The following is a 22,576-nucleotide window of genomic DNA, read 5'->3' on the forward strand; positions in this document are numbered from 1 at the left end:
GCGGGATACTGACTTGTCATTATTTTGCCGGAAGGCCCATCGACGAGCGATAGGCCGCAAGTTGCTTGTCCCGGCCAAAATCATCGGTCAGCTTGTTCCATCCCTGCGCCACCGTGTCTAGCGCCTGCTGCGGCGTCACCTCGCCAGCCAATGCTTTCGACAACTCGATCTCCAGGATTTCCGTGTAGGAGAAATAGCCCGGCAAGCGCATGTCAAGCGCCGTGTTCTTGGCGGTGACGGCATCTTTCTGGGCACCGAGATATTCTTTGGCCTCACGTGGTGAGAATATCTTCGACCAAAGATCGGCGTTGGTCGTATGCGAGATGCGATACGGGTTGACTCCGGTGCCACCGGTGATCGCCGCCTGTCCTGATACAGCGGGACTGGTCAGGAACTTGATATAATCCCAAGCTGCATCCTGATTTTTGGATGAAGCGGGAACAGCCGCCTGCCACCCGCCGAACGCCATGAACGATGTCTGGATAACGTGGTCGAACTTGTCCCACTTCTTGGTCTTGTAGTTCCAGATTTCGTCCGATCCAGGCAGCGATGCCGAGCCGACATTGCCGGCAACCTTGGATTGCTTGGGATCGGCGCCAATAACACCGGTATCACCCCAGCCAATCGACTCCGCCACCTGACCGCCGGCAAACGCTGCATTCACTTCGCCGAACGAGAAATTCAGCGCATTGGGCGGCGCGAGTTTCGACGCCTTTATATATTCTTCCAACCCGCGGACCCAGCCAGGATTGTTAACCTGGGCATCCATCGTGTCCGGATCAAAGAACATGGCGCCGGGATTGTCCGGATGGCTTGTGTAACCGGCAACATGGCTGAAAAGGAACCAGAATTGCTGTCCGCCGCGGCGGAAAGCCTCTGCGGTACCCCACAGGCCGTTCGCCGGTTGCTGGAAGAATTCAGCAATATCGAGATACTGCTTCCAGGTCTTTGGCGGCGCCAGATCGTAGCCATACTTGGCCTTGAATGCCGTCTGGTTTTCCGGCTTCTCAAACAGATCGATACGGTAGGTATAGGTGTGCGCGTCGCCGTCCATCGTTTGCGACAGAACCTTGCCGTTCCAGACCATCAGCTGTTCGCGATAAACGGGAGCAATATCCTCCCAGTCTGGTCCGGACTGCATAGCCTTGGGCATCTCCGACAGATAGTCGGTGAAATCCGGCGCCCAAGCTGGCGCGAAGGCAATCACGTCGAATGTGTCTTCGCCCGATGTCAGCGATGTTACGATCTTTGGATAGAGCTCTGACCATGGAAATTCGACGACATTCACTTTGCCGCAGGTTTTCTCTGTCCAGCCTTTGGCGGCAAGCTGCAGCGCGGAAGCGATATATGGTCCGGTCTGCGTCGTCGCAGTCAGAGTGATGCCGGTATAGTCGGGGTCGCAGGCAAGCGCCGGTGACGCGCCCGCCATCGCTAGCAGACCCGCAGCCGTAGTACTCAATAGCAATCTTCTCATGTTTTCCTCCCTGGAATTTATGATGATCAGTTATCGTGAATGCTTATTTTATTGCTCCCAGAAGCAGGCCGGATCGCATCAGCCTGCTTAGAATTCCAGCCATGATAACCATGGGTATGATGGCAACCAGGGCGGCCGCAGAAATCGACCACCATTCGTCACCGCGCTGACTGTTTTGACCCGCGACGAGAATTGGAAGAGTCTGCCATCTGGAGTTCGTCAGAAACAGCGCAAACAAAAATTCGTTCCAGACGAACGCCAACGTGATCATGAACGTCGCTATCAGTCCTGGCTTCGACATTGGCACCACGATGCCAAAGAATATTCTCCACGAAGGAACATTATCCACCATCGCCGCTTCCTCCACTTCGATGGGCAATGCGGCAAAGAAATCGCGCATCAGCCAGATCACGATCGGAAGTGAAAAAGCCACATAGGCGAAGGTCAGGCCGGTATAGGTATCGACGAGCTTGAATCCGAGCTTTCCCATTTCAGTATACATCAGAAACAACGCGAATGCCGCGACGATCGGCGGAAACATGCGCTGGCTGACGAACCAGAAGACAATGTCGTCATTGCCTAAAATGGGACCGGGGAGCCGTATCCGGCTGGAGCCGATCGCGAGCGCGAGAGCCGCGATAAAGGCATAAATGAGTGATATCGCTTGACCATAGCCCGCAACGTGTCGTCCCAGCAGGTATCCACCGAAAGCCACCACGACGAATATAACACCCGTCAGGAGTTTGACCTCGAAAGTGAACCTCACGAGCGCATAGGCTGCCATCGAACCGACCGCTGTGGCGATGACCGAGGCTGAAAGGCCAATAATCGTCGAGGCCATGAAGTTATTGTAGAACTGTCCGCGCTGGCCCGACAAAAGCTCGGTCCACGCCGTCAATGTCGGTTCAAAATCGACAAACGGCAGGTAAGTCGGCCCGCCAACAACACCCAATGGCGACTTGAATGACGTTATTGTCACCCAATAGAGCGGGAAGAAGGTAAATGCCAGCCAAAGCAGGCAGCCCGCAAGCGCCCACCAGCGTCCATTCCCCTTCAGATCCCTCACACTCATTTGTGCTTCTCCAGATAGGGCTTCAGGATCGCGAGATAGACAAGGCCGATAACCGTGATGACGATCAGGAACAGGAAGGACAGCGCCGACGTATAACCAAGATTGAACTTCTTGAAGCCTTCCTGGTAGGCGAACAGTGTCAGGGTTTCGGTTGAAATCCCCGGACCTCCACCGGTCATGACAAACACTGTATCGATGATCTTGTAGCTCTCGATCAGCCGGATAAACACGACCGCCACAGAAATTGGCAGCATCATTGGGAAGGTGATCCCCCAGAATTGCTGCCACGAGCTGGCATTCTCCAGCGCTGCTGCTTCATAGACATCATCCGGCAAGGTCTGCAACCCTGCAAGCAACATCAGCATGACGAAGGGCGTCCATTGCCAAACCTCAACAGAAATAATGGCCCCGATAGCCCATCTCGTCTGTGTCAGGAAAGGCAGATTGGGAAAGCCGAAAAATGTCATCAGCTCATTGAGCGGACCCATGGTCGGGTTGAGGATTTGCCGCGCGATCAAAGCAACGGCGACTGGCGCAACGAGCATCGGCAACAAGAAACTGACGCGGAACAGACCCTCGCCCGGAACATTTCTGTTGAGCGCGAGCGCCACGGAGAACCCGATCACATACTGCAAGCCGACGGAGATGAAGGCGATGATCGTCGTCGTCCACGTGACGTGCCAGAACCGTGGATTCTGCAGGAGTTCAATATAATTGCCAAATCCGACAAATCTCGGCGGTATTGGCGGGACGAGCCGCAAGCTCATGAAGCTGGTCGTCAGCGAATAGATCAACGGAAATATGGAAATCACCAGGACGATCAGTAGCGCTGGCCAGATAAAAAAATGCTTGATCGGATCATTTCGAGTCATGCCGCACCGCTGACGCAGCAAACTGCGATCCGGAAGCAGGACACCTTAAAATCCGACATAGATCTCCTCCCACCAAGGACCTGACCTTGATGAATCCCCCGAACTATTTGTAGCGTAATTACGCAATTTTTGTCAGTCAACACAATTCTACCCCGAATGACAGCAAGCGAGTGCTCCGCTCGGATTGCAAATATTCGCTTGCGCGCGCACTTTTGTAGTTTTATGTAATTTTACTACAGAACGGAGATTGACTATTGTGCACGAACCGGTCGCCTGCCTCGTAGACCCTTTTGCCGGCCGAATGAGCGGCCACACCGGTCGTTATGAAAAGCGCTTGAGCGACCTCGTCGGGGTCTATGAGAACGCAAACGCGCATGCGGCGCTCATAAAAAGCCTGAATGATCCGGTCGTCTATAGTGTCGAAGATTTTCGGCCGGGCACGCATGCCGGTGACCTTAATTACGGCGTCACCCGCATGAATCCCGGGCGCGTCGACAGGGAGTTTTTCCTCACGCGCGGTCACATTCATGCGAAGGCGGATCGGCCGGAAATTTATTACGGTCAAAGCGGGCATGGTCTCATGCAATTGGAATCGCCGGAGGGCGAGACACGCATTATCGAAATCACCGCGCAGACTATCTGCTATGTTCCGCCATACTGGATCCACCGTTCCATCAACATCGGTGAAACGGACCTTGTGATGGTCTTCGCTTACCCTTCCGATAGCGGGCAGGACTACAGCATCATCGAGAAATCAAACGGCATGCGCCATCGTGTGATGAGCAGTGGCAACGGGTGGGAATTGGTGGACAACGCCTGTTACAACCCGCGGACAGGCGAACAGGTCGCTGCACTCATGAAGAATAATCCTTGATCAAAAAGCCCACTCATCTGGAGAACCGTAAGTGACTGCTTACACACCTGCGACGCTGCCCACACTTTACTTCATCGGTGTCACAACCGGCAAAAGCTCTATCATGAAGGTGTTTCCCGCATGGGCCAAGTATCTCGGGCTTGAAACCGCTGTCATCAAGGGCATCGATTTTAAACTCCATGACGATCCTGCCGCCTATCGCGAAGCTGTGGCGTTCATCCGGGACGATCCCCTTTCTCTCGGCGCACTGGTGACGACTCACAAGATTGATCTCTTTCACGCTTGCCGCGATATGTTCGACACTATCGATCCGCTCGCACAATTGATGGGTGAAACCAGCTGCATTTCCAAACGCGACGGCAAGCTGATCTGTCATGCGAAGGATCCCATTTCGTCCGGCCTTGCCATAGATGGTTTTCTCGGCGAGCAGTATTTTTCCGGTAGTGAAGCTGACCTCTTCTGCATGGGCGCAGGCGGCTCTACGATTGCAATCACCTGGCACCTGATGCGCCGCTCGCGCGGCGAGGACGTCCCCGGGAGGATACTCGTGTCTGATCGCAGCCATGAACGGCTGGATGAAATCCGTCGCATTCATGAACAGGTCAACAGCGTCGTCCCCATAGAATACATTCTATCTCCTGAAACTGACGCCAACGACCATGTATTGCGCCAGATCAAGCCGGGCTCTCTCGTCATCAATGCCACGGGCCTCGGCAAGGATGCACCGGGTTCGCCCTTGTCCAACGCCTGCCAGTTTCCTGATCGTTCTGTGATATGGGATCTGAATTATCGAGGCGATCTGATTTTTCTCGACCAGGCACGCAGCCTGCAACAGAACCACAATCTGCAGGTTGTGGATGGCTGGACCTACTTCCTGCACGGCTGGACGCAGGTAATCGCCGAAGTCTTCAATATTGAAATCCCTGTGGCGGGGCCATCGTTCGATCGGATTTCCGCAATCGCTCTCGAAGCATCGGAGCGATAGCGATGCACAGAGAAGCAGACGATAATGAAAGGGACGCACGCACAGATATCCGGGATGCCGGTGGTCGGAATATTATAGAAATTATCCGCGCGATGCGGGCCGGCCTGCGCAAATCAGATCGTAAGGTCGCGGATGTGGTTCTAAAGGACCCCCAGCGAATCCTGAAGGCTACGGTGGGTGAGACAGCAACACTTGCCGAGGTCAGCCAACCTACGGTCCTGCGCTTTGCTATGGCGATCGGATGCAAAGGTTTCCAGGATTTCAAGATACGGCTCGCTCAGAGTCTGGCTTTCGGCACACCGGCGACCCATTCAGTCCTGCTAGATACCGATGATCCGGAGACCGTGGCTGAGAAGATCTTCGAGTACACCATGACCAGTCTCGATTGGGCGAGATCACACCTTGACAGGACCGCTCTGCGCAAAGCCATCGATATTCTCGCGCAAGCCCGGACCATCGAATTTTTTGGCTTTGGCGCGTCGGGCATTGTTGCGCGAGACGCCCAGCAGAAATTTCCACTCTTTGGTGTTCCTTGCGGGGCACAGCTCGATTCACATCAGCAAATCATGATCGCCTCAATGATGAAGCAGGGCGATGTTGCCTTTGTGATTTCCAATACCGGAACAACGCGCTCCATCATCGAGATTGCCCGTATTGCTCGCGCAAACGGCGCCGCCGTTATTTGTCTGACGGGTTCGGACTCGCCGCTCGCCAGTTACTGTGACGTGGCTTTGATCGTCGAGACGCTTGAGAACACCAATATGTATACACCGACGATCTCGCGCATTGCCGCGCTCGTCGTGATCGATATTCTCTCGACCAGCGTGGCGATGCGCCGTCCCCTCGAGGATCAAGCGCGGATTCACAATATGAAGCGGCAACTGAGTGATATGCGCAAAGTCCAGCCGATTTGAGAGCCTGGTGCTACGAAGCCATCTCGTAAACGACGCGATCACGCCCCTGGTTCTTGGCCCGGTAGAGGCATTCATCCGCGGCATTGACCAGTTGTTCCAGTGTTTGCCCAGGCTCATGAAACGCAACACCGATACTGACCGTCAATGACAGTTCGCTCCGGGCGACCTTCCTCGATATGGCCCGGACATCGAGCAGTATGCCGTGCGCCACCCACGATGCTTTGCCATAGTCTGCATCGGCGAGGAAAACTGCAAATTCTTCGCCGCCAAAGCGCGCGCCGACATCGCGCCGACCCAACCGCTTTCCAATGAGCGTTCCTATCTCTTGCAGGGCATCATCTCCAGCGGCATGGCCGAACCGATCGTTGACCGACTTGAAGTGATCGGCATCTATATAGAGCACGGCCCCGGCACTGAGAGCAGGATTGTTGCCAAGGATCATCTGCTCGACCCGTAGATAAAACTCATGACGCGTCGATAGCCCTGTCATCCCGTCTTTGCGAAATGCGATGTCGAGCTCGTGCGCCAAAATCTTCAGGCGATAGTTCAATCCGACCAGAAATGCTCCAAGCGGCCCTCCGACAACGATAACGATTAGTGTTGTCACAAGGATCGTCTTGTCGAGACTATCGTAACCGCCGAGCTTGAAGAAGAGGGCGGCCAGGACATTTGCGAGGACACCGCCGAGACCGAGCACCAGCAATATCTGCCTGACGGGCGACAACGCCTCGAACATCGTCATCCAGCGATTGAAAGTGTTCATCGATGCCTTCCAGAGATGCGGTCGGCTTCTTATAGGCTCTAAAAATGAAAGATGCGGTAAAGACAGCCCATTACCCTATATCAGGCCTGATCGTAGCCGGGCTAATTGCCCAACGCATCCTTGATTGTCATCCAGGCATTGTCCTTGGCTTGAATGAGCGGCGGTGACGCCAGTATTTCGGGGGGTTGGCTCCGGCGTAGCCCGTCGTGAACCAAGGTGAGCATGCGAATTTCGCCGTCGGTATAATACGGGCTGCCCTCACCATTGCGGCCATTCAGCGTCGGACCGACACCCGAGACCTGGTAGATCGCGTCCACCATACCCGCCCCCGTAAGACTATTGGCAAAATAGTCGCGCTCGGCATCGATATCCGGTGCAATGTCATGCGTTACCTGACCGGTATACTCACTGAATCCCACACGTTGATCGAAGGTTGCGGAACCGAGCCATACGGGCCTTTGTTCTACGCCCGTATCGAGCACCTTCCACAAACGAACATGATGGCGCTGCTTTGCGCTGCTGCCAACGGGCATTTCGTAAGCGAGGTCCTCGCGGCGGCCGTCATAAAATAGCGGGCTGACCGGAGCCTTGTCGTAAGGCCGGTCGAGCATCACGCTTCCAATGATATCGATGCTGGAACGCAAGGTGACGGGATCGGCCGGATACCAGGCACCGGCATGCATGGCGCGGATAATGTCCTCACGATCACCTATAAGGCCGACATTCAGCGGGTCGCCCGGAATACCTCGGGCAGTCTTCGTCACCATGGGATGATTAGCGAGGCCGGGCTGTCGTTCATAGTGAGTCCAGACAGTTGGAAGGGCCACATATGCGAGTAAGAGGTAGACGGCAACGATGATTGCAGCACCGACAAACAGACGCCTCATTTCTTTCTCGCCCCCGCCCTATAGTCTCTCGGAACGATCTTAGCGCGATAGCTTTGGAAAGAACATGATCCAGTCGTTCGACCTGGACTTGATCGTCGGGGCGGCCATTGTTCCGTAAATATGGTTTCGCCGGCCCTATCAAGGATCGTACGGCGGACTTTCCATTCGCCGCCTTGGCCGTTCGCCTGTGATCACTGGGGGAACTGCCGTAATAAAAAACGGGCCGAAGCCCGCTTGATCTATCATCGATCGGTTTGGCCCGATCAGGCAGCCTTGATGGCTTCCTCAAGTGTCTTCAGTTGGCCGAGAAGATCTTCTGCCTTGGCCCGATCTTCGCGGGTTGTCGCGTCTTCGAAGTCTTCCTGGGCGTCCTTTATGCGGTTCTGCAATTCATCGGCCCTTATATCGGCGACGTGTACTGCCGATTCAGCAAGGAGCGTGCAGCCGTCAGGCGTAATGTCAACAAAGCCGCCGAAAACCACATAGCTGTCCAGCTTGCCGTCCGGTGTCTTCACGGCGACGACGCCCGGCTTCACTGTTGCCATCAATGGCGCATGGTGCGCCATAACGGTCATGTAGCCCTCGGTACCTGGAACGACGACCTCGATAATCTGCTCCGAAAGAAGCAGACGCTCTGGTGAGACGAGTTCGAACTGAAAGGCTTCTGCCATGATATTCACTCAAATCCTGTGGCGAAAAGGCGGGCCGCAGCCCGCCATCAGTCATGCATTAAGCTGCTTCCGCAGCCAGACGCTGTGCCTTCTCGATCGCCTCGTCGATCGAGCCGACCATGTAGAACGCAGCTTCCGGCAAGTGATCATAGTCACCATTGCAGAGACCCTTGAAGCCCTTGATGGTGTCCGCCAGATCGACCAGCTTGCCCGGCGAACCGGTAAAGATTTCAGCAACGAAGAATGGCTGTGACAGGAAGCGTTCAATCTTGCGGGCACGGGCCACAGCAATCTTGTCTTCTTCCGAAAGCTCGTCCATGCCAAGGATGGCGATGATGTCCTGAAGCGACTTGTAGCGCTGCAGGATCGACTGAACCTGACGGGCCGTCTGGTAGTGCTCGTCACCGACGATCAGCGGATCGAGCATGCGCGATGTCGAGTCCAGCGGATCCACAGCCGGGTAAATACCCTTCTCGGAGATCGCGCGATTGAGAACCGTCGTCGCATCAAGGTGAGCGAACGAAGTCGCAGGCGCAGGATCGGTCAAATCGTCGGCGGGGACGTAGATGGCCTGAACCGATGTGATCGAACCCTTGTGCGTCGTGGTGATGCGTTCCTGCATCTGGCCCATATCCGTCGCGAGTGTCGGCTGATAGCCCACGGCGGACGGGATACGGCCAAGCAAAGCGGACACTTCGGAACCGGCCTGCGTGAAGCGGAAGATGTTGTCCACGAAGAACAGAACGTCCTGGCCCTGGTCGCGGAAATGCTCGGCGACAGTCAGACCTGACAGAGCAACGCGGGCGCGTGCCCCTGGCGGCTCGTTCATCTGGCCGTAGACGAGTGCGGCCTTGGAGCCCTCTCCGCCGCCTTCCTTGTTAACGCCGGATTCGATCATCTCGTGATAGAGATCGTTACCCTCGCGTGTACGTTCGCCCACACCGGCGAATACCGAATAACCGCCATGCGCCTTGGCAACGTTGTTGATCAGTTCCATGATGAGAACTGTCTTGCCGACGCCTGCACCACCGAAGAGACCGATCTTGCCGCCGCGTGCATAAGGTGCGAGCAGGTCGACCACCTTGATGCCAGTGACAAGGATCTCGGCTTCCGTCGACTGCTCGACATATGCCGGGGCTGGCTGGTGGATGGCGCGGGAAAGCTTTGTCTTGATCGGGCCTGCTTCGTCGACCGGCTCGCCGATGACGTTCATGATGCGGCCAAGTGTTTCCTCGCCGACCGGCACCATGATAGGCGAACCGGTGTCGTAAACAACCTGGCCGCGGATCAGGCCTTCGGTCGAGTCCATGGCGATCGTGCGCACAGTGTTCTCACCGAGATGTTGCGCAACTTCGAGAACGAGGCGGTTGCCGAGATTGTCGGTTTCCAGCGCGTTCAGGATCTGCGGCAGAACACCACCATCGAAGGCCACGTCGACAACAGCGCCGATAACCTGGCTGACGCGGCCGGCAACACCAGTTGCCTTGAGAGCAGTCTTGGGTGTCGCTGACTTTGTTGCCTTTGCCGGAGCTGCGGCTTTGGCAGCTGGAGCGGCCTTGGCAGCGGCTTTCTCAACCGGCTTCACGGCCTCGGCAGATGTCTTTGCTGCAGGTGTCTTTGCTGCCGGGGCAGCCTTGGCGGCTGCGGGTGTTTTCGGGGTCGCTGCTTTAGCCATCGATCCTTACCTTCGCGATTAGAGCGCTTCCGCGCCCGAAATAATTTCAATCAGTTCTTTGGTGATCTGGGCTTGACGCTGGCGGTTGTACGACATTGTCAGCTTGTTGATCATGTCACCGGCATTGCGGGTTGCGTTGTCCATAGCGGACATACGCGCACCCTGCTCCGATGCCGCGTTTTCAAGGAGAGCGCGGAAAACCTGGACGGAAATATTACGCGGGATCAGATCGCCGAGAATGGCGGCCGGATCCGGCTCATATTCATAAACTGCATCGCCTGCGCTCTCCGGCTCGACATCGCCGATTTCACTGGCTGGAATCAACTGCTGGGCAGTCGGTATCTGTACGATCACAGACTTGAATTCCGAATAGAACAGCGTGGCGACATCGAACGCACCTTCATTGAAGAGCGCGATGATCTTGTGACCGATCTCGTCTGCGTTGACAAAACCAAGTGTTTTGACTTCGCGCAGATCGACATGATCGATAATGTTCTTGCCGAGATCACGGCGCAGGATGTCTGCGCCCTTCTTGCCAACGGTTATGATCTTGACCGTCTTGCCGTCGGCGAAAAGCCGGCGGGCATGGTCACGAGCCAGACGCGCGATCTGCGAATTGAATCCGCCGCAAAGGCCACGTTCAGACGTACAAACGACCAAGAGATGTACATCGTCCTTGCCGGTACCGCTCATCAGCACAGGCGCATCATCGCCATCGACATTGGAAGCGATGTTCGCCAGCACCGCAGCCATGCGCTGCGAATAGGGACGAGCGGCTTCCGCAGCCTCCTGCGCACGACGCAGCTTCGCCGCGGCGACCATTTGCATCGCCTTGGTGATCTTCTGCGTCGCCTTGACCGAGGCGATCCGGTTTCTCAGATCCTTTAACGAAGGCATCCGTTCATCCCGTCCGTAATGTTAAGCGAAGGACTTGGCAAAGCCGTCAACAGCGGCCTTGAGCTTGCCTTTGGTCTCGTCGCTGATCTGCTTTTCCTTGGCGATCGTCGCGAGAACGTCCTTGTGTTCCGTACGAAGCCATGTGAGCAGACCTTGCTCGAAACTGTTGACCTGATTGACGGCGAGCTTGTCGAGATAGCCATTGACGCCGGCGTAGATCACCGCAACCTGCTCTTCCGTCTTCAGCGGCGAGAACTGTGGCTGCTTCAAAAGCTCGGTCAGGCGCGCGCCACGGTTGAGCAGGCGTTGTGTCGAGGCATCGAGATCAGATCCGAACTGGGCAAAGGCCGCCATTTCGCGATACTGAGCCAGCTCACCTTTAATCGAGCCGGCAACCTGTTTCATCGCCTTGATCTGCGCGGCAGAACCAACGCGGGAAACCGACAGACCGACGTTAACAGCCGGACGGATACCCTGGTAGAAAAGGTTCGTTTCCAAGAATATCTGGCCGTCGGTGATCGAAATCACGTTGGTCGGGATATAGGCAGAAACGTCGTTCGCCTGGGTTTCAATGACAGGCAATGCGGTCAGCGAACCGGCACCATTGTCCTCATTGAGCTTGGCGGAGCGCTCCAGCAAACGGGAATGCAGATAGAAAACGTCGCCCGGATAAGCTTCGCGGCCCGGAGGACGGCGCAGCAGCAGGGACATCTGGCGGTAAGCCACGGCCTGCTTGGACAGATCGTCATAGCCGATCAGCGCGTGCATGCCGTTGTCACGGAAGTATTCGCCCATGGTGCAACCGGCAAACGGCGCCAGATACTGCATCGGCGCAGGATCGGAAGCTGTGGCAGCAACGATGATCGAATATTCAAGCGCACCGCGCTCTTCGAGAATCTTGACGAACTGCGCAACCGTCGAACGCTTCTGGCCGATAGCGACGTAGACGCAATACAACTTTTCGTTCTCATTGCCTGCATCGTGAGCCGGCTTCTGATTAAGGAAAGTATCGAGAATAATCGCTGTCTTGCCGGTCTGGCGATCGCCGATGACCAGCTCGCGCTGGCCGCGGCCGACCGGGATCAGCGCATCGATAGCCTTGAGGCCTGTCGACATCGGCTCATGCACGGACTTGCGCGGGATGATGCCTGGCGCCTTGACATCAACGCGCATACGTTGCGTTGCCTTGATCGGGCCCTTGCCGTCGATCGGATTGCCGAGTGCATCGACAACGCGGCCAAGCAATTCCTTGCCGACGGGAACGTCAACGATGGCGCCTGTCCGCTTGACGGTGTCGCCTTCCTTGATGTCACGGTCCGAACCGAAAATAACGACGCCGACATTGTCGCTTTCGAGATTCAGGGCCATGCCGCGGGTACCGTCCGGGAACTCGACCATTTCACCGGCCTGAACATTGTCCAGACCATATACACGAGCAATACCGTCACCGACGGACAGAACCTGACCGACCTCGGAGACTTCTGCCTCCTGACCGAAATTCTTGATTTGCTCTTTCAGGATTGCGGAAATTTCCGCGGCGCGGATGTCCATCAGCCGACCTCTTTCAGTGCAAGCTTAAGCGAAGAAAGTTTTGTGCGAAGTGAAGTGTCGATCTGGCGGGACCCCAACTTGACGATGAGACCTCCAAGGATCGACGGATCAACAGTGACATTGATTGTCACGTCCTTGCCGGCGACGCTTTTCAGCGTGGCCTTCAATTCTGTCTGCTGCGCCGCCGTCAAGGCATGCGCCGAAGTAACGTCCGCCGAAACCTCGCCGCGCTGGGCGCTGGCGATCTGGCGAAATGACTGGATCATGGCTGGCACCGCGAAGAGGCGCCGGTTCTGCGCGACGACACGCAGGAAATTGCCGACTAGGCCGCCGATCTTGGCTTTTGCAAGAATGGCGGAAATCGCTTTGACCTGATCGCCCGATGAGAAGACCGGGCTCAAAACCAGTCGCTTCAGATCGGCACTACCATTGATGAGAGCCTCGAACTCGCCGAGATTCTTCTCCACCTCGGCAACGGATTTCGTCTCGAACGCAAGGTCGAACAACGAACCCGCGTAACGCTGGGCAACACCGGTAATGAGCGACGAAGTTTCTGCCACGAACGACAAGCTCTCTGCGTTGGAGCCAAAAATCTGGAAACCGGAAAGGATTTTCGGTCAAATCTTTGGCATTATTGATTTTTTTACCGCCGAAGGCACAACCCGAGAGCCGTATCCGACGAGATTTGAATGCCGTCTAGCATAGGAACTCAGGACTCGCAACACGCGAATCCCCTAAAAAGGCCGTCCCAATCGCCGCAGCTCTGGATAATTATGAGCAACTGATTCAACTAATGCTGTCATGTTTATGCAATGAAGCCGAAGGCGAAGAGCAAGGGGCCCGTTGCCAGCGCAATTTCGACAAGCACCGATATCCAGTTATAAACCGTGTTGCCTCGATCCGACATCATGGAGATCAGGCGGCCGAAGACCGTAAAGCCCCACGAAACGCCAAGCGCGATCCAGAGAAAGGGCTGGGAGAAAACCAGGGCGCTTAGCCCAAGTCCGAGATAAAATCCGGCAAATGTAGCGCGCACTTCAGATATGGCTTCAGGCCGCTCGGGTTTGGTTTGCAGGCGCATGATTTTCAGTGCGACGCGAGGTGCAAAAAACAGTATCAATCCGAAGATCACTGTAATTGCCGCTGACAGCCAAGCCAGCCATTCGCCAGTAGTCGCCGGCCAATAAAGTTCCATTTCTTATCCCCTCCCCAAATTACCTGTAATCCTGCTTTCATAGCGCCGACCCAAAACTCGTCATGGGGTGGCGAAAATGGTAATTTTCGAGCACCGGAGCGGAGCGTACTTTTCGGTACGTGAGCACCGGAGCACAGAAAAGCGCCATTTGCAGCCCGCCGTGGCGAGTTTTATAAGAAGCTTTGCGGATCAATATCAACCTGCACGCGCACCGATCCCCGTTCTTTTGGTCCTGCCGCCAGCATGGCGCGGATAAAGCCCTGAATATCCGCCTTGCGGGTGCCATGGATCAGGAGCCGAAAGCGGTGGCGCCCCCGAACAAGCGCGAGTGGGGCCTCCGCCGGACCGAGCACGCTGATCTGCGGCGAGGCGGGCGCTGCACGGCGTAAAGCCCGGGCATGATTTTCCGCCTCTGGCCGTGTTGCTGCCGAGATAATCAATGCTGCAAGGCGGCCGAATGGCGGGAGCCCGGAACGTTCTCGCTCCTCTATCTCGCGCTCGTAAAAGGCTTGCGCATCACCGGAAACAATCGCACGCATGACGGGATGGTCCGGTTGATAGGTCTGCAACAGTCCGAGGCTCTTTTTGCCAGTGCGTCCCGCCCGCCCTGTCACCTGGTTCAACAACTGAAACGTACGCTCGGCCGCGCGCGGATCGCCATTGGCAAGCCCGAGATCCGCATCGACGACCCCGACGAGGGTCATGTTGGGGAAGTTATGCCCTTTGGCGACGAGCTGCGTGCCGATGATGATATCCGCCTCTCCACGCGCAATTGCATCGAGTTCAAGCCTCAGACGCTTCACACCCATGAGATCGGATGACAGGACGATGATGCGCGCATCGGGAAATGTCTTCTCGGCTTCCTCTGCGATGCGCTCGACACCCGGGCCGCAAGCGACCAGGTGGTCAAGCGTACCACAGGATGGACAAGCCTCGGGCCTGGCCTCGCGGTGCCCGCATTGATGACAGACGAGCTGACCACGAAAACGATGCTCCACAAGCCAGCTTGAACAATCCGGGCATTGGAACCGATGGCCGCATACCCGGCATAAAGTCAGTGGTGCATAGCCGCGCCGATTGAGGAACAGCAGCGATTGCTCCTTGCGCTGCAAGGTCTGGTTGATGGCCTCGACCAGCGCCGGGGAAAGAAAACCACCCGGTCGCGGCGGTGATTTGCGCATGTCGATCGATTTGAGATCGGGCATCGCGGCTTCCGCATAGCGGCCCGGCAGGCGAATGCGTGTATAGCGACCTTGGCTCGCATTCACCTGGCTTTCGATCGATGGCGTTGCCGAAGCCAGGACCACTGGAAAATTGCCGATATGCCCGCGCACCACGGCCATGTCGCGCGCATTGTAAAAAACGCGATCTTCCTGCTTGTAGGCCGGATCATGCTCTTCATCGACAATGATCAATCCCAGATCCTTGAACGGCAGGAACAAAGCCGAGCGCGCGCCCGCGACAACTCTGACCTGACCCTCCATCACTTGCCGCCACACCCGCTCACGCGATCTGGGCGCGAGGTCGGAATGCCACTCCGCAGGTTTCGAACCGAAACGGTCGTGGAACCGATCGAGAAATTGCTGTGTCAGTGCAATCTCCGGCAACAGGATCAACACCTGTTTGCCTTCTTCGATAGCCTTGGCCACCGCCTCGAAATAGACTTCGGTCTTGCCCGAACCTGTGACGCCGTCGAGCAAGGATACCGAAAAACCGCTCGCGGATACCGCTTCGACCAATTGACCGGCAGCTTGCGTTTGATCGGGAGACAACGCCGCTTTCGCATAATCCGGATCGGGAGCAGCTACGATTGGCCGCGCCGGGATCATCACCTGTTCGAACACGCCCTGAGTAAAGAGACCGTCGATGACACTCGCCGACACGCCAGCGGCATGAGCAAGTCCGGTTCGGGTCCATGCCATTCCGTCTTCCGCAAGTTCCAACACGCGGGCACGGGCGCCCGTCATCCTGTCAGGCTCGCGACCGGAGAACCGCAGACCTGGGACAGGCGGCTCCGGATCGAACGCAGCAGGCACCCGAAGCACCATCCGCGCCACCATACCAGGCGGCGATATCGTATAATCAGCAGCCCAGCGCATGAACCGCATCATGCCATCATCGACCGGAGGACAGTCAAAGAGTTCTGAAATCGGCCGCAGCTTTTTGGCATCAATCGAGTCTGTCGAGCCTTCCGTAACAATGCCCGCGACCTCGCGCGGTCCTAGTGGCACCCGAACGATTGAACCGGCCTGCACGTCCATGCCATCCGGCACGGCATAGCTATAGGGTCGCTCGGCCGGCATAGGCACAAGCACGGGAACAATTTTTTGCGGGATGAACGAATCCTGGCTCATATGGGCGTGACCTTGACGCGGCTTTGCGATAAAGAAAAGCCACTTTCGATGGGATATAGCCCATCTCCGATAATAGGCCAGGTCACTGGACGCTTTGTCATATCAGGAAGGACTGCTCCGATGAAATTCTTTGCCGATACCGCCGATGTAAAGGAAATCCGTGAACTCAACGATCTTGGATTACTCGATGGCGTGACAACCAACCCTTCGTTGATTCTCAAATCCGGCGGCAGCATCTTCGAGGTCACCAAGGAAATCTGTAGCATCGTCAAGGGACCGGTTTCGGCCGAAGTGACAGCGGTCGAATATGAGCAGATGATGAAAGAGGCGGCCGTGCTTGCCAAGATCGCCGACAATATCTGCATCAAGGTACCGCTTACTCTCGACGGCCTCAGGGCCTGCAAGGCGCTTCGCTCCGACGGACATCTCGTCAATGTCACACTTTGCTTCTCCGCCAATCAGGCGCTGCTGGCCGCGAAGGCCGGTGCAACATTCATCTCGCCGTTCATCGGCCGCATCGACGACATCGGTATCAACGGCCTCGAGCTGATTTCGGAAATTCGCACGATCTACGACAATTACGACTATCCAACGGAAATCCTTGCGGCCTCGATCCGTACCGTCAACCATGTCAAGGAAGCCGCACTGATCGGTGCAGACGTCGTAACCGCACCGCCGGCAACGTTGAAGGCGCTCGTCAAGCATCCGCTGACCGACAAGGGTCTCGAGACTTTCCTCGCTGACTGGGCAAAGACCGGCCAGAAGATCGCCTGATCTGAGTATTACTATCTGAATTCAACACCCGCTGACATCGTCGGCGGGTGTTTCTTATCGATTATACAATTGATCCAATATCTGCCGTTCAAAAAACGCCAGTTCGGGCGAAGCATGACGGCGCGGGCGTTCTACCGGGATCGCCAGGTCGAGCGCAATGCGTCCGCTATCGATGACGACGACCCGGTCGGCTAGTGAAACGGCCTCGGCTACATCATGCGTCACCAGAACCGCGGTGAATTTCTTCGCCAGCCAAATTCGTTCCAGCAGTTGTTGCATCTCGATCCGCGTCAGCGCATCCAATGCGCCGAGAGGTTCGTCCAACGCCAATATGGATGGGTGGCCAACCAGAGCCCGTGCAAGAGCAACGCGCTGCCGCTGCCCTCCTGAAAGCACGGACGGCCACTCGCCGCCACGATCCGCCAGTCCGACTTCGGCCAGAATCTCGAGACTTTCCTTGCGCGCAGTCTCGCCCTTTTCGATACCGGTCAGCCCTACACCGACATTGGCGGCGACCCGCGCCCAAGGCAAGAGTCGCGGCTCCTGAAACATGATACGGGTACGTTTCTGATCATCTTCCAGAACGCCTGCAACGATCTCGCCCGATGTCGGCTTGTCGAGCCCGGCGAGCAATCGCAACAAGGTACTCTTGCCGCAGCCGCTCTTTCCGATGACCGCAACGAATTGTCCCTCGTAGACATCAAGGTTGATGCCTTGCAGCACGGCCTTGCCGCCAAACTGCTTGGCAACATTGCGAAACGAGAACGAGACCTTGCCTTGCGGTGCCGGCTTATAGGCGGGCGTCGTCGTGGAGTAGGATTTGCGGGCTGTTATGGTCGCTGCGGTCATCTTGGTTCCTCAAACAGTCTGGAAGGCAGGGTGCCATTGCAGTGATATCCGCTCGAGAAACCGCGCCAGCGAATCTGCCAGCTTGCCAAGCAGCGCATAGATCAAAATCGATAGAACAACGACGTCGATCAGCAGGAATTCGCGTGCCTGCATCGCCATGTAACCAAGACCCGAGGACGCGGAAATCGTTTCGGCGACGATCAATGTCAGCCACATGATACCGAGCGCATAGCGCAATCCGACAAAGATCGACGGCAGCGCACCCGGCAGGATCACACGCACGAACAGCTGTGTGCGTGACATGCCATAGATGCGGCCCATCTCCACCAGCTGCGGATCGACACCCTGAATGCCAAGCAGAGTATTGACGTAGATTGGAAAGAACACGCCGAGCGCAACGAGAAACAGCTTCGCTTCCTCGTCTATCCCGAACCACAGGATAACCAGCGGGATCAGCGCCAGATGTGGAATGTTACGGATCATCTGCAGCGTCGTGTCGGTCAGTTCGCGGCTGAGCGCCGATAGTCCATTGGCAAGGCCAAGCGCGAAACCGATGCTACCGCCGACGAGGAAGCCGCTGAGCGCGCGCAATGTCGAAATGCGGATATTCTCGATGAGTTCACCGGACAGGAGCAATTTCCAGAACGCCTCTCCGACAGCGGACGGTGCTGGCAAGACGTTGGCCGGTATAAGCCCGGCTCGCGACGCGCCCTCCCATCCGGCAAGCAGCAAGGCTGGCAGAAGCCAGCCCAGCGCGCTGCGCCCGATAGAACGGAGCGCCCGGCTCATGAGGAGGCCTGCAGGCGTTTGTCGCCATAAAAGCCAACGCCAAACTCGTTCTCGATTGACCGGCGCGGGGCACGCGCATTTCCGCCAAGACCAAGTTCTGGAAACAGAAGTTCCGCAACACGGTAGGCTTCTTCCAGATGCGGATAGCCCGAACCGATCACCGTATCGATGCCAACCGCCTGATATTCGCGAATCCGCGTTGCGATGCTTTGCGGCGATCCGACAAGTGCTGTGCCTGCACCGCCACGTACGAGGCCAACGCCCGCCCAAAGGTTGGGACCGACAACGAGTTTGTCGCGGCGTCCGCCATGCAGTTCCGCCATCCGGCGCTGCCCGACAGAATCCATTTCCTTCAGGAACCGCGCCTGCGCGACTTCGATTTGCTCATCGGTGATCCTGCTTATCAGCCTGTCCGCTGCGGCCCAGGCTTCATCTTCAGTTTCGCGAACGATGAAATGCAGGCGAATGCCAAAGCGCAGCTTGCGGCCTTTGCGAGCCGCCTTTGCACGTGCACGCTCGATCTTTTCGGCTACCTGCTCCACTGGCTCGCCCCACGTCAGGTACATGTCGACCTGTTCCGCCGCAAGGTCTTGTCCCGCATCGGATGAACCGCCGAAATAGAGCGGTGCGCGTTCCTGTACCGGCAGGAGGTCAAGCCTACCCCCTTCTACCCGATAATGTTTGCCGTCAAAGTCGACCGTTTTGCCGGAGACAAGATCGCGCCAGATCTTCAGGAATTCCGCGGCTTGTTCATAGCGCTGGTCATGCGGCAGGAAGACGCCGTCGCCAGCAAGTTCCTTGGGATTGCCGCCAACGACCACGTTCAGCAGCAGGCGCCCATTGCTCAGGCGGTCAAGTGCTGCCGTCTGCCGCGCAGCAAAAACCGGCGACGTCACACCCGGGCGCAGTGCCACCAGAAACTTCAACCGCTCCGTATGCGCGGCGAGCCCTGCTGCGGTGATCCAGGAATCTTCGCAGCTTTGTCCCGTTGGAAGTAACACACCCGGGAAGCCCAGCCGATCGACCGCTTGCGCAATCTCGCGGAGGTAATCATGTTCCGGCGGCCGCTGCTGCCGTTCCGAACCAAGATAGCTGCCATCGCCGTGCGTCGGGATGAACCAGAAGAAATCGAGCGGGGTGTTATTTACTGGCTGCGTCATATCGCGACTCCGGTCCATAGTCAGTTGGTTGGTGCCGTCCATACGGCATCGGAAATCTTGATGGCATTGGGGATGAGCTTCAGCTTGAAGAAACGGTCTGCGGTTTCCTGCTGATGCGCGATAATTGCCGGTGTAATCGGTTCGACGCTGAAAACAGAGCGGTTCGCCGCGAGGGTCTGCGCGTCGAGAGGCACACCGGTCACTTCATGCAGCGCTTCGGCCACCTTGTCCTTGTTGGCGTTGGCCCAATCAGCCGCGACCTTCAGCGCGCCGATTGTCTCCGTCACAACTTCTGGATGTGCCTTGGCAAAATCGCGATTGGCAATGAGATAGGTGTTGACGTTGAGAACGTCGCTGGTGCGGACGAGAATGCGCGGATTGTAGCGCGTCTCGGCAATAGCGAAGAACGGATCCCAGATTGCCCAGGCATCGATTTTATCGCTGGCAAACGCCGCAGCGGCATCGGCCGGACTCAGGAAAACCGGCGTGATCTCATCGTAGCCCAATTTGGCTTTCGCCAATGCTGCGATGAGAAGATTGTGCGCGCTTGTCCCTTTGCCAACACCTACTTTCTTGCCCTTGAGGTCGGCAAGCGACTGGATGGACGAGCCGGGCTTGACGATGATGGCCTCGCCCTTGCCATTGGGCGCAAGAGCAGCGGCATAGGCAATCGCGGAACCTGCGGATTGTCCGAAAATCGGCGGCGCATCGCCGACCCAACCGACATCGATGCTGCCGACATTCAGCGCTTCAACGAGTGGCGGACCTGCGGTGAACTCGACCCATTTAACCGCAATACCCTGCGGTTCAAGTGCTTTTTCGATCACCTGCTGCTGGCGGGCGATTACAGGCAGACCTGTTTTCTGATACCCGATTTTCAGCTCTTTTAGAGGCTCAGCGGCCTGGGCGAATGTGGTGCCAAAAACAGCCGCAGCCAAAAGGGCCGCACCAAATGCTCTGCGTGTCAATCTGGACATTGGTCCCTCTTTGGATGCGGGCTTTATTGACAAAAAAGCCTTCCCGCCCGACCGGGAATTGATCCAATGCTAGTTAACTCGACCAATCTAATAGAGAAAAGAAATTTCGTAGAGTCTGGCGCGAAAGGATTAGTTTTCTGGCAAGTTCGTGAGAGCGCGCAAAGGCGAGAGCATTATCATAATAAATCGTCATCACCGAAATGGCCGTCTAGCCTCAATCCCTCAATGGATGTTGCGCCGTCCTGGCGGACTACGGTCATGGCACGCATACCGGTCCGAGCAGAAATTTCGTCCGCCAGCGCGCGCGAATGGGTCACGATCCACAACTGCGTGCGCTCCGCCGCCTGGCTGATCATGTCGGCAAGAGCCGGCAGCATCGACGGATGCAGACTGGTCTCCGGCTCATTCAGCGCAATCAGCCGCGGCAGCCGATAAGAAAGAAGCGCACCCGCGAGTGCCAGAAACCGTATCTGGCCGTCCGACAGCTCTTCCGGACGAAACAGGCGCTGTGGAAATTCGGGAAGGCGCAGACCGAAAGTTGCAGTCTCTCCCGGAACCGGCACATCGAGGGTGGCACCCCCCAGCGCTTCGGCGATGCAACGGTCGAGATCAACCGTATCTTCGCGGATATGCACCAGCGTCGCAAAGACAGCAGCAAGATTGCCCCCGTCTTCGTCCAGCATTGGTGCAGTGATTGCCAATGTCGGCCGTCGAACGGGCGAATCACGGTCGGTGCGAAAGCCGTGATAGAAACGCCAACCAAGCAGCGTGGCGCGCAGATCGCCGATCTCGGGGTACCGCCCCGAGCTACCAAGGATCGCCAACCCCGTTTCGGAATCGAGAAGCTTGACTGGATGCTCGACGCGCCGGCCAGAATCATCCCTTGCAAACACCGCCGGCCCCTTGCGACCCATCATATCGACCGGCCTTCTACCGCTGTCGATCGTTAGAGTCTCTTCCTTAATCTGCGGCTCGAAGGCAAAACCCGCGGCTGCGGGCGGACGCAAACCGATCTCGACGGTATAATCCCCCCGAGTAGTCGTTCCTTCATCTTCAAACGAAGCGTTGAAAGCTATACGTACCGGACCGGTTCTGCGTCTCCCGGTCCACAGGGCGGACTGCATACCACCTTCGCGCGCAATCTCGTAAGAAAGCGTCCCTTCCGCCGAAGCCTTGACCAGTTGCATTGCCCGATAGAGATTGGATTTGCCGACGCCGTTCTCGCCGACAAACAGTGCGAGCGGACCGATATCGAGCCGTATCGAACGCAACGACCGGTAGCCAGTCGCCGAAAGCGAAGTCAGGCGCATTATCTACACCCCGACGTTTGTATCTAAATTTTGGATAGATCCTGGGCGACAGTGAGATTGAGCGACTCGGCGAGCTCCCGCGCCGCACGATTGTTCGCGTCGCGCTGTGCTCTGAGTACGGCATAACGCTGCCTTGGCGCGTCGTAGTCCGCAGTGACTATGCGTGTTCCGCTACCAACAACCTTCCCGTCAGAGAGGCGCGTCAAGGTATAGGCGCCGGTCATGCGAATCGAACCAGCCGTCGGCTGGCCGGATTTGTCATTCGTTGCATTCTGCACGAGCAACAACGACAAATCCCTTGAAGCGACACTCAGCGTCAGCGAATAGGCGGGACTGGCCGGTTGTCCTGCTCCGCCGGCAAACAGGAAAATCAAATTGTTGCGCACTTCCTGCGTCACGCGGTCGCCGGGCTGGTTGATCGAGATGTTGGCGAGCTTCGAGCGTATATTGTCGTTAACGCTTCCAGTCACCGTAGGGCTCGGTGTCGAATACAGCGGCCTCACTTGGCATCCTCCGGCAATGAGGGCCATTCC

22 protein-coding genes are annotated in these 22,576 nt (G+C 56.9%); 4 read left to right on the forward strand and 18 right to left on the reverse strand.

All coding sequences use genetic code 11. The features are described 5' to 3' along the window. Positions 1-19: 19 nt before the first annotated feature. From LB462_RS09300 to LB462_RS09310, 3 genes are read right to left on the reverse strand one after another with little or no spacing between them, the layout of a single operon-like run. Positions 20-1,474 carry an extracellular solute-binding protein gene (locus LB462_RS09300; protein WP_224507226.1) on the reverse strand — a complete coding sequence of 485 codons (1,455 nt, stop codon included), beginning with the start codon at positions 1,472-1,474 and terminating at the stop codon, positions 20-22. 43 nt (positions 1,475-1,517) lie between these two features. After that, on the reverse strand, positions 1,518-2,546 hold the full coding sequence (locus LB462_RS09305; protein WP_224507229.1) for a carbohydrate ABC transporter permease: 1,029 nt from the start codon (positions 2,544-2,546) through the stop codon (positions 1,518-1,520). After that, entirely contained in the window at positions 2,543-3,418 is an 876-nt protein-coding gene (locus tag LB462_RS09310; protein ID WP_224507231.1) for a carbohydrate ABC transporter permease, read from the reverse strand. Before LB462_RS09310 ends, LB462_RS09305 begins: the two co-directional genes overlap by 4 nt. Positions 3,419-3,665: 247 nt before the next feature. On the opposite strand from LB462_RS09310, the gene LB462_RS09315 reads away from it, so the two are divergent. The 3 genes from LB462_RS09315 to LB462_RS09325 are packed head-to-tail and all read left to right on the forward strand — an operon-like array spanning position 3,666 to position 6,191. Then, complete coding sequence (locus LB462_RS09315; RefSeq protein WP_370637101.1) at positions 3,666-4,292, forward strand: glucose-6-phosphate isomerase; 627 nt, start codon at positions 3,666-3,668, stop codon at positions 4,290-4,292. Positions 4,293-4,323: 31 nt separating this feature from the next. Then, on the forward strand, positions 4,324-5,277 hold the full coding sequence (locus LB462_RS09320) for a shikimate dehydrogenase family protein (protein ID WP_370637102.1): 954 nt from the start codon (positions 4,324-4,326) through the stop codon (positions 5,275-5,277). Positions 5,278-5,279: 2 nt separating this feature from the next. Further along, positions 5,280-6,191, forward strand: a complete 912-nt coding sequence (locus tag LB462_RS09325; protein WP_224507234.1) for an SIS domain-containing protein — start codon at positions 5,280-5,282, stop codon at positions 6,189-6,191. Positions 6,192-6,201: 10 nt separating this feature from the next. Here LB462_RS09325 and LB462_RS09330 read toward each other — a convergent pair whose 3' ends face one another. The 9 genes from LB462_RS09330 to LB462_RS09370 all read right to left on the reverse strand — a co-directional run bounded on the left by LB462_RS09330 (position 6,202) and on the right by LB462_RS09370 (position 16,184). Then, a complete protein-coding gene (locus LB462_RS09330; RefSeq protein WP_224507236.1) occupies positions 6,202-6,954 on the reverse strand; it encodes a GGDEF domain-containing protein in 753 nt (250 codons plus the stop codon). Positions 6,955-7,055: 101 nt separating this feature from the next. Continuing rightward, complete coding sequence (locus LB462_RS09335) at positions 7,056-7,841, reverse strand: LssY C-terminal domain-containing protein (RefSeq protein ID WP_224507238.1); 786 nt, start codon at positions 7,839-7,841, stop codon at positions 7,056-7,058. A 263-nt stretch (positions 7,842-8,104) separates the two neighbouring features. Continuing rightward, positions 8,105-8,512, reverse strand: coding sequence for a F0F1 ATP synthase subunit epsilon (locus LB462_RS09340; RefSeq protein WP_112532179.1), 408 nt, complete (start codon positions 8,510-8,512; stop codon positions 8,105-8,107). Between the two features lie 58 nt (positions 8,513-8,570). Next, positions 8,571-10,187 carry a F0F1 ATP synthase subunit beta gene (atpD, locus tag LB462_RS09345; protein ID WP_224507239.1) on the reverse strand — a complete coding sequence of 539 codons (1,617 nt, stop codon included), beginning with the start codon at positions 10,185-10,187 and terminating at the stop codon, positions 8,571-8,573. Positions 10,188-10,205: 18 nt separating this feature from the next. Continuing rightward, a complete protein-coding gene (locus LB462_RS09350; protein WP_224507242.1) occupies positions 10,206-11,084 on the reverse strand; it encodes a F0F1 ATP synthase subunit gamma in 879 nt (292 codons plus the stop codon). Positions 11,085-11,105: 21 nt separating this feature from the next. Continuing rightward, a complete protein-coding gene (gene atpA / locus LB462_RS09355; protein ID WP_224507244.1) occupies positions 11,106-12,635 on the reverse strand; it encodes a F0F1 ATP synthase subunit alpha in 1,530 nt (509 codons plus the stop codon). Next, positions 12,635-13,195, reverse strand: a complete 561-nt coding sequence (locus LB462_RS09360) for a F0F1 ATP synthase subunit delta (RefSeq protein WP_224507246.1) — start codon at positions 13,193-13,195, stop codon at positions 12,635-12,637. The genes atpA and LB462_RS09360 overlap by 1 nt, the downstream gene beginning before the upstream one ends. 245 nt (positions 13,196-13,440) lie before the next feature. Continuing rightward, positions 13,441-13,830 carry an AGROH133_08824 family phage infection protein gene (locus LB462_RS09365; protein ID WP_224507248.1) on the reverse strand — a complete coding sequence of 130 codons (390 nt, stop codon included), beginning with the start codon at positions 13,828-13,830 and terminating at the stop codon, positions 13,441-13,443. A 170-nt stretch (positions 13,831-14,000) separates the two neighbouring features. Further along, on the reverse strand, positions 14,001-16,184 hold the full coding sequence (locus LB462_RS09370) for a primosomal protein N' (protein WP_224507250.1): 2,184 nt from the start codon (positions 16,182-16,184) through the stop codon (positions 14,001-14,003). Between the two features lie 120 nt (positions 16,185-16,304). Here LB462_RS09370 and fsa point away from each other — a divergent pair, with 120 nt between their 5' ends. After that, on the forward strand, positions 16,305-16,958 hold the full coding sequence (gene fsa, locus LB462_RS09375) for a fructose-6-phosphate aldolase (RefSeq protein ID WP_112532174.1): 654 nt from the start codon (positions 16,305-16,307) through the stop codon (positions 16,956-16,958). A 54-nt stretch (positions 16,959-17,012) separates the two neighbouring features. Here fsa and LB462_RS09380 read toward each other — a convergent pair whose 3' ends face one another. The 6 genes from LB462_RS09380 to lptE all read right to left on the reverse strand — a co-directional run bounded on the left by LB462_RS09380 (position 17,013) and on the right by lptE (position 22,546). Further along, positions 17,013-17,807: an ATP-binding cassette domain-containing protein gene (locus LB462_RS09380; protein WP_224507252.1), complete on the reverse strand. Its 795-nt coding sequence runs from the start codon at positions 17,805-17,807 to the stop codon at positions 17,013-17,015. Between the two features lie 9 nt (positions 17,808-17,816). After that, complete coding sequence (locus tag LB462_RS09385; RefSeq protein ID WP_112532172.1) at positions 17,817-18,596, reverse strand: ABC transporter permease subunit; 780 nt, start codon at positions 18,594-18,596, stop codon at positions 17,817-17,819. Continuing rightward, on the reverse strand, positions 18,593-19,756 hold the full coding sequence (ssuD, locus tag LB462_RS09390; protein WP_224507254.1) for an FMNH2-dependent alkanesulfonate monooxygenase: 1,164 nt from the start codon (positions 19,754-19,756) through the stop codon (positions 18,593-18,595). The genes LB462_RS09385 and ssuD overlap by 4 nt, the downstream gene beginning before the upstream one ends. Positions 19,757-19,776: 20 nt before the next feature. Further along, on the reverse strand, positions 19,777-20,733 hold the full coding sequence (locus LB462_RS09395; protein WP_224507257.1) for an aliphatic sulfonate ABC transporter substrate-binding protein: 957 nt from the start codon (positions 20,731-20,733) through the stop codon (positions 19,777-19,779). A gap of 176 nt (positions 20,734-20,909) precedes the next feature. Further along, positions 20,910-22,043: an AAA family ATPase gene (locus LB462_RS09400; RefSeq protein ID WP_224507259.1), complete on the reverse strand. Its 1,134-nt coding sequence runs from the start codon at positions 22,041-22,043 to the stop codon at positions 20,910-20,912. 23 nt (positions 22,044-22,066) lie between these two features. Continuing rightward, positions 22,067-22,546 (reverse strand): LPS assembly lipoprotein LptE, encoded by a 480-nt coding sequence (gene lptE, locus LB462_RS09405; RefSeq protein ID WP_224507263.1) that lies wholly within the window; start codon positions 22,544-22,546, stop codon positions 22,067-22,069. Between the last annotated feature and the right edge of the window lie 30 nt (positions 22,547-22,576).

Source organism: Phyllobacterium chamaecytisi, assembly GCF_020164455.1.
In the GTDB taxonomy this organism is placed as follows: domain Bacteria; phylum Pseudomonadota; class Alphaproteobacteria; order Rhizobiales; family Rhizobiaceae; genus Phyllobacterium; species Phyllobacterium chamaecytisi.

What these genes read in the sequence shown, in the direction of transcription:
- LB462_RS09300 (WP_224507226.1), bottom strand. Translation starts at nt 1,474, where the DNA reads ATGAGAAGATTGCTATTGAGTACTACGGCTGCGGGTCTGCTAGCGATG.
- LB462_RS09305 (WP_224507229.1), bottom strand. Translation starts at nt 2,546, where the DNA reads ATGAGTGTGAGGGATCTGAAGGGGAATGGACGCTGGTGGGCGCTTGCG.
- LB462_RS09310 (WP_224507231.1), bottom strand. Translation starts at nt 3,418, where the DNA reads ATGACTCGAAATGATCCGATCAAGCATTTTTTTATCTGGCCAGCGCTA.
- LB462_RS09325 (WP_224507234.1), top strand. Translation starts at nt 5,280, where the DNA reads ATGCACAGAGAAGCAGACGATAATGAAAGGGACGCACGCACAGATATC.
- LB462_RS09330 (WP_224507236.1), bottom strand. Translation starts at nt 6,954, where the DNA reads ATGAACACTTTCAATCGCTGGATGACGATGTTCGAGGCGTTGTCGCCC.
- LB462_RS09335 (WP_224507238.1), bottom strand. Translation starts at nt 7,841, where the DNA reads ATGAGGCGTCTGTTTGTCGGTGCTGCAATCATCGTTGCCGTCTACCTC.
- LB462_RS09340 (WP_112532179.1), bottom strand. Translation starts at nt 8,512, where the DNA reads ATGGCAGAAGCCTTTCAGTTCGAACTCGTCTCACCAGAGCGTCTGCTT.
- atpD (WP_224507239.1), bottom strand. Translation starts at nt 10,187, where the DNA reads ATGGCTAAAGCAGCGACCCCGAAAACACCCGCAGCCGCCAAGGCTGCC.
- LB462_RS09350 (WP_224507242.1), bottom strand. Translation starts at nt 11,084, where the DNA reads ATGCCTTCGTTAAAGGATCTGAGAAACCGGATCGCCTCGGTCAAGGCG.
- atpA (WP_224507244.1), bottom strand. Translation starts at nt 12,635, where the DNA reads ATGGACATCCGCGCCGCGGAAATTTCCGCAATCCTGAAAGAGCAAATC.
- LB462_RS09365 (WP_224507248.1), bottom strand. Translation starts at nt 13,830, where the DNA reads ATGGAACTTTATTGGCCGGCGACTACTGGCGAATGGCTGGCTTGGCTG.
- LB462_RS09370 (WP_224507250.1), bottom strand. Translation starts at nt 16,184, where the DNA reads ATGAGCCAGGATTCGTTCATCCCGCAAAAAATTGTTCCCGTGCTTGTG.
- fsa (WP_112532174.1), top strand. Translation starts at nt 16,305, where the DNA reads ATGAAATTCTTTGCCGATACCGCCGATGTAAAGGAAATCCGTGAACTC.
- LB462_RS09380 (WP_224507252.1), bottom strand. Translation starts at nt 17,807, where the DNA reads ATGACCGCAGCGACCATAACAGCCCGCAAATCCTACTCCACGACGACG.
- LB462_RS09385 (WP_112532172.1), bottom strand. Translation starts at nt 18,596, where the DNA reads ATGAGCCGGGCGCTCCGTTCTATCGGGCGCAGCGCGCTGGGCTGGCTT.
- ssuD (WP_224507254.1), bottom strand. Translation starts at nt 19,756, where the DNA reads ATGACGCAGCCAGTAAATAACACCCCGCTCGATTTCTTCTGGTTCATC.
- LB462_RS09395 (WP_224507257.1), bottom strand. Translation starts at nt 20,733, where the DNA reads ATGTCCAGATTGACACGCAGAGCATTTGGTGCGGCCCTTTTGGCTGCG.
- LB462_RS09400 (WP_224507259.1), bottom strand. Translation starts at nt 22,043, where the DNA reads ATGCGCCTGACTTCGCTTTCGGCGACTGGCTACCGGTCGTTGCGTTCG.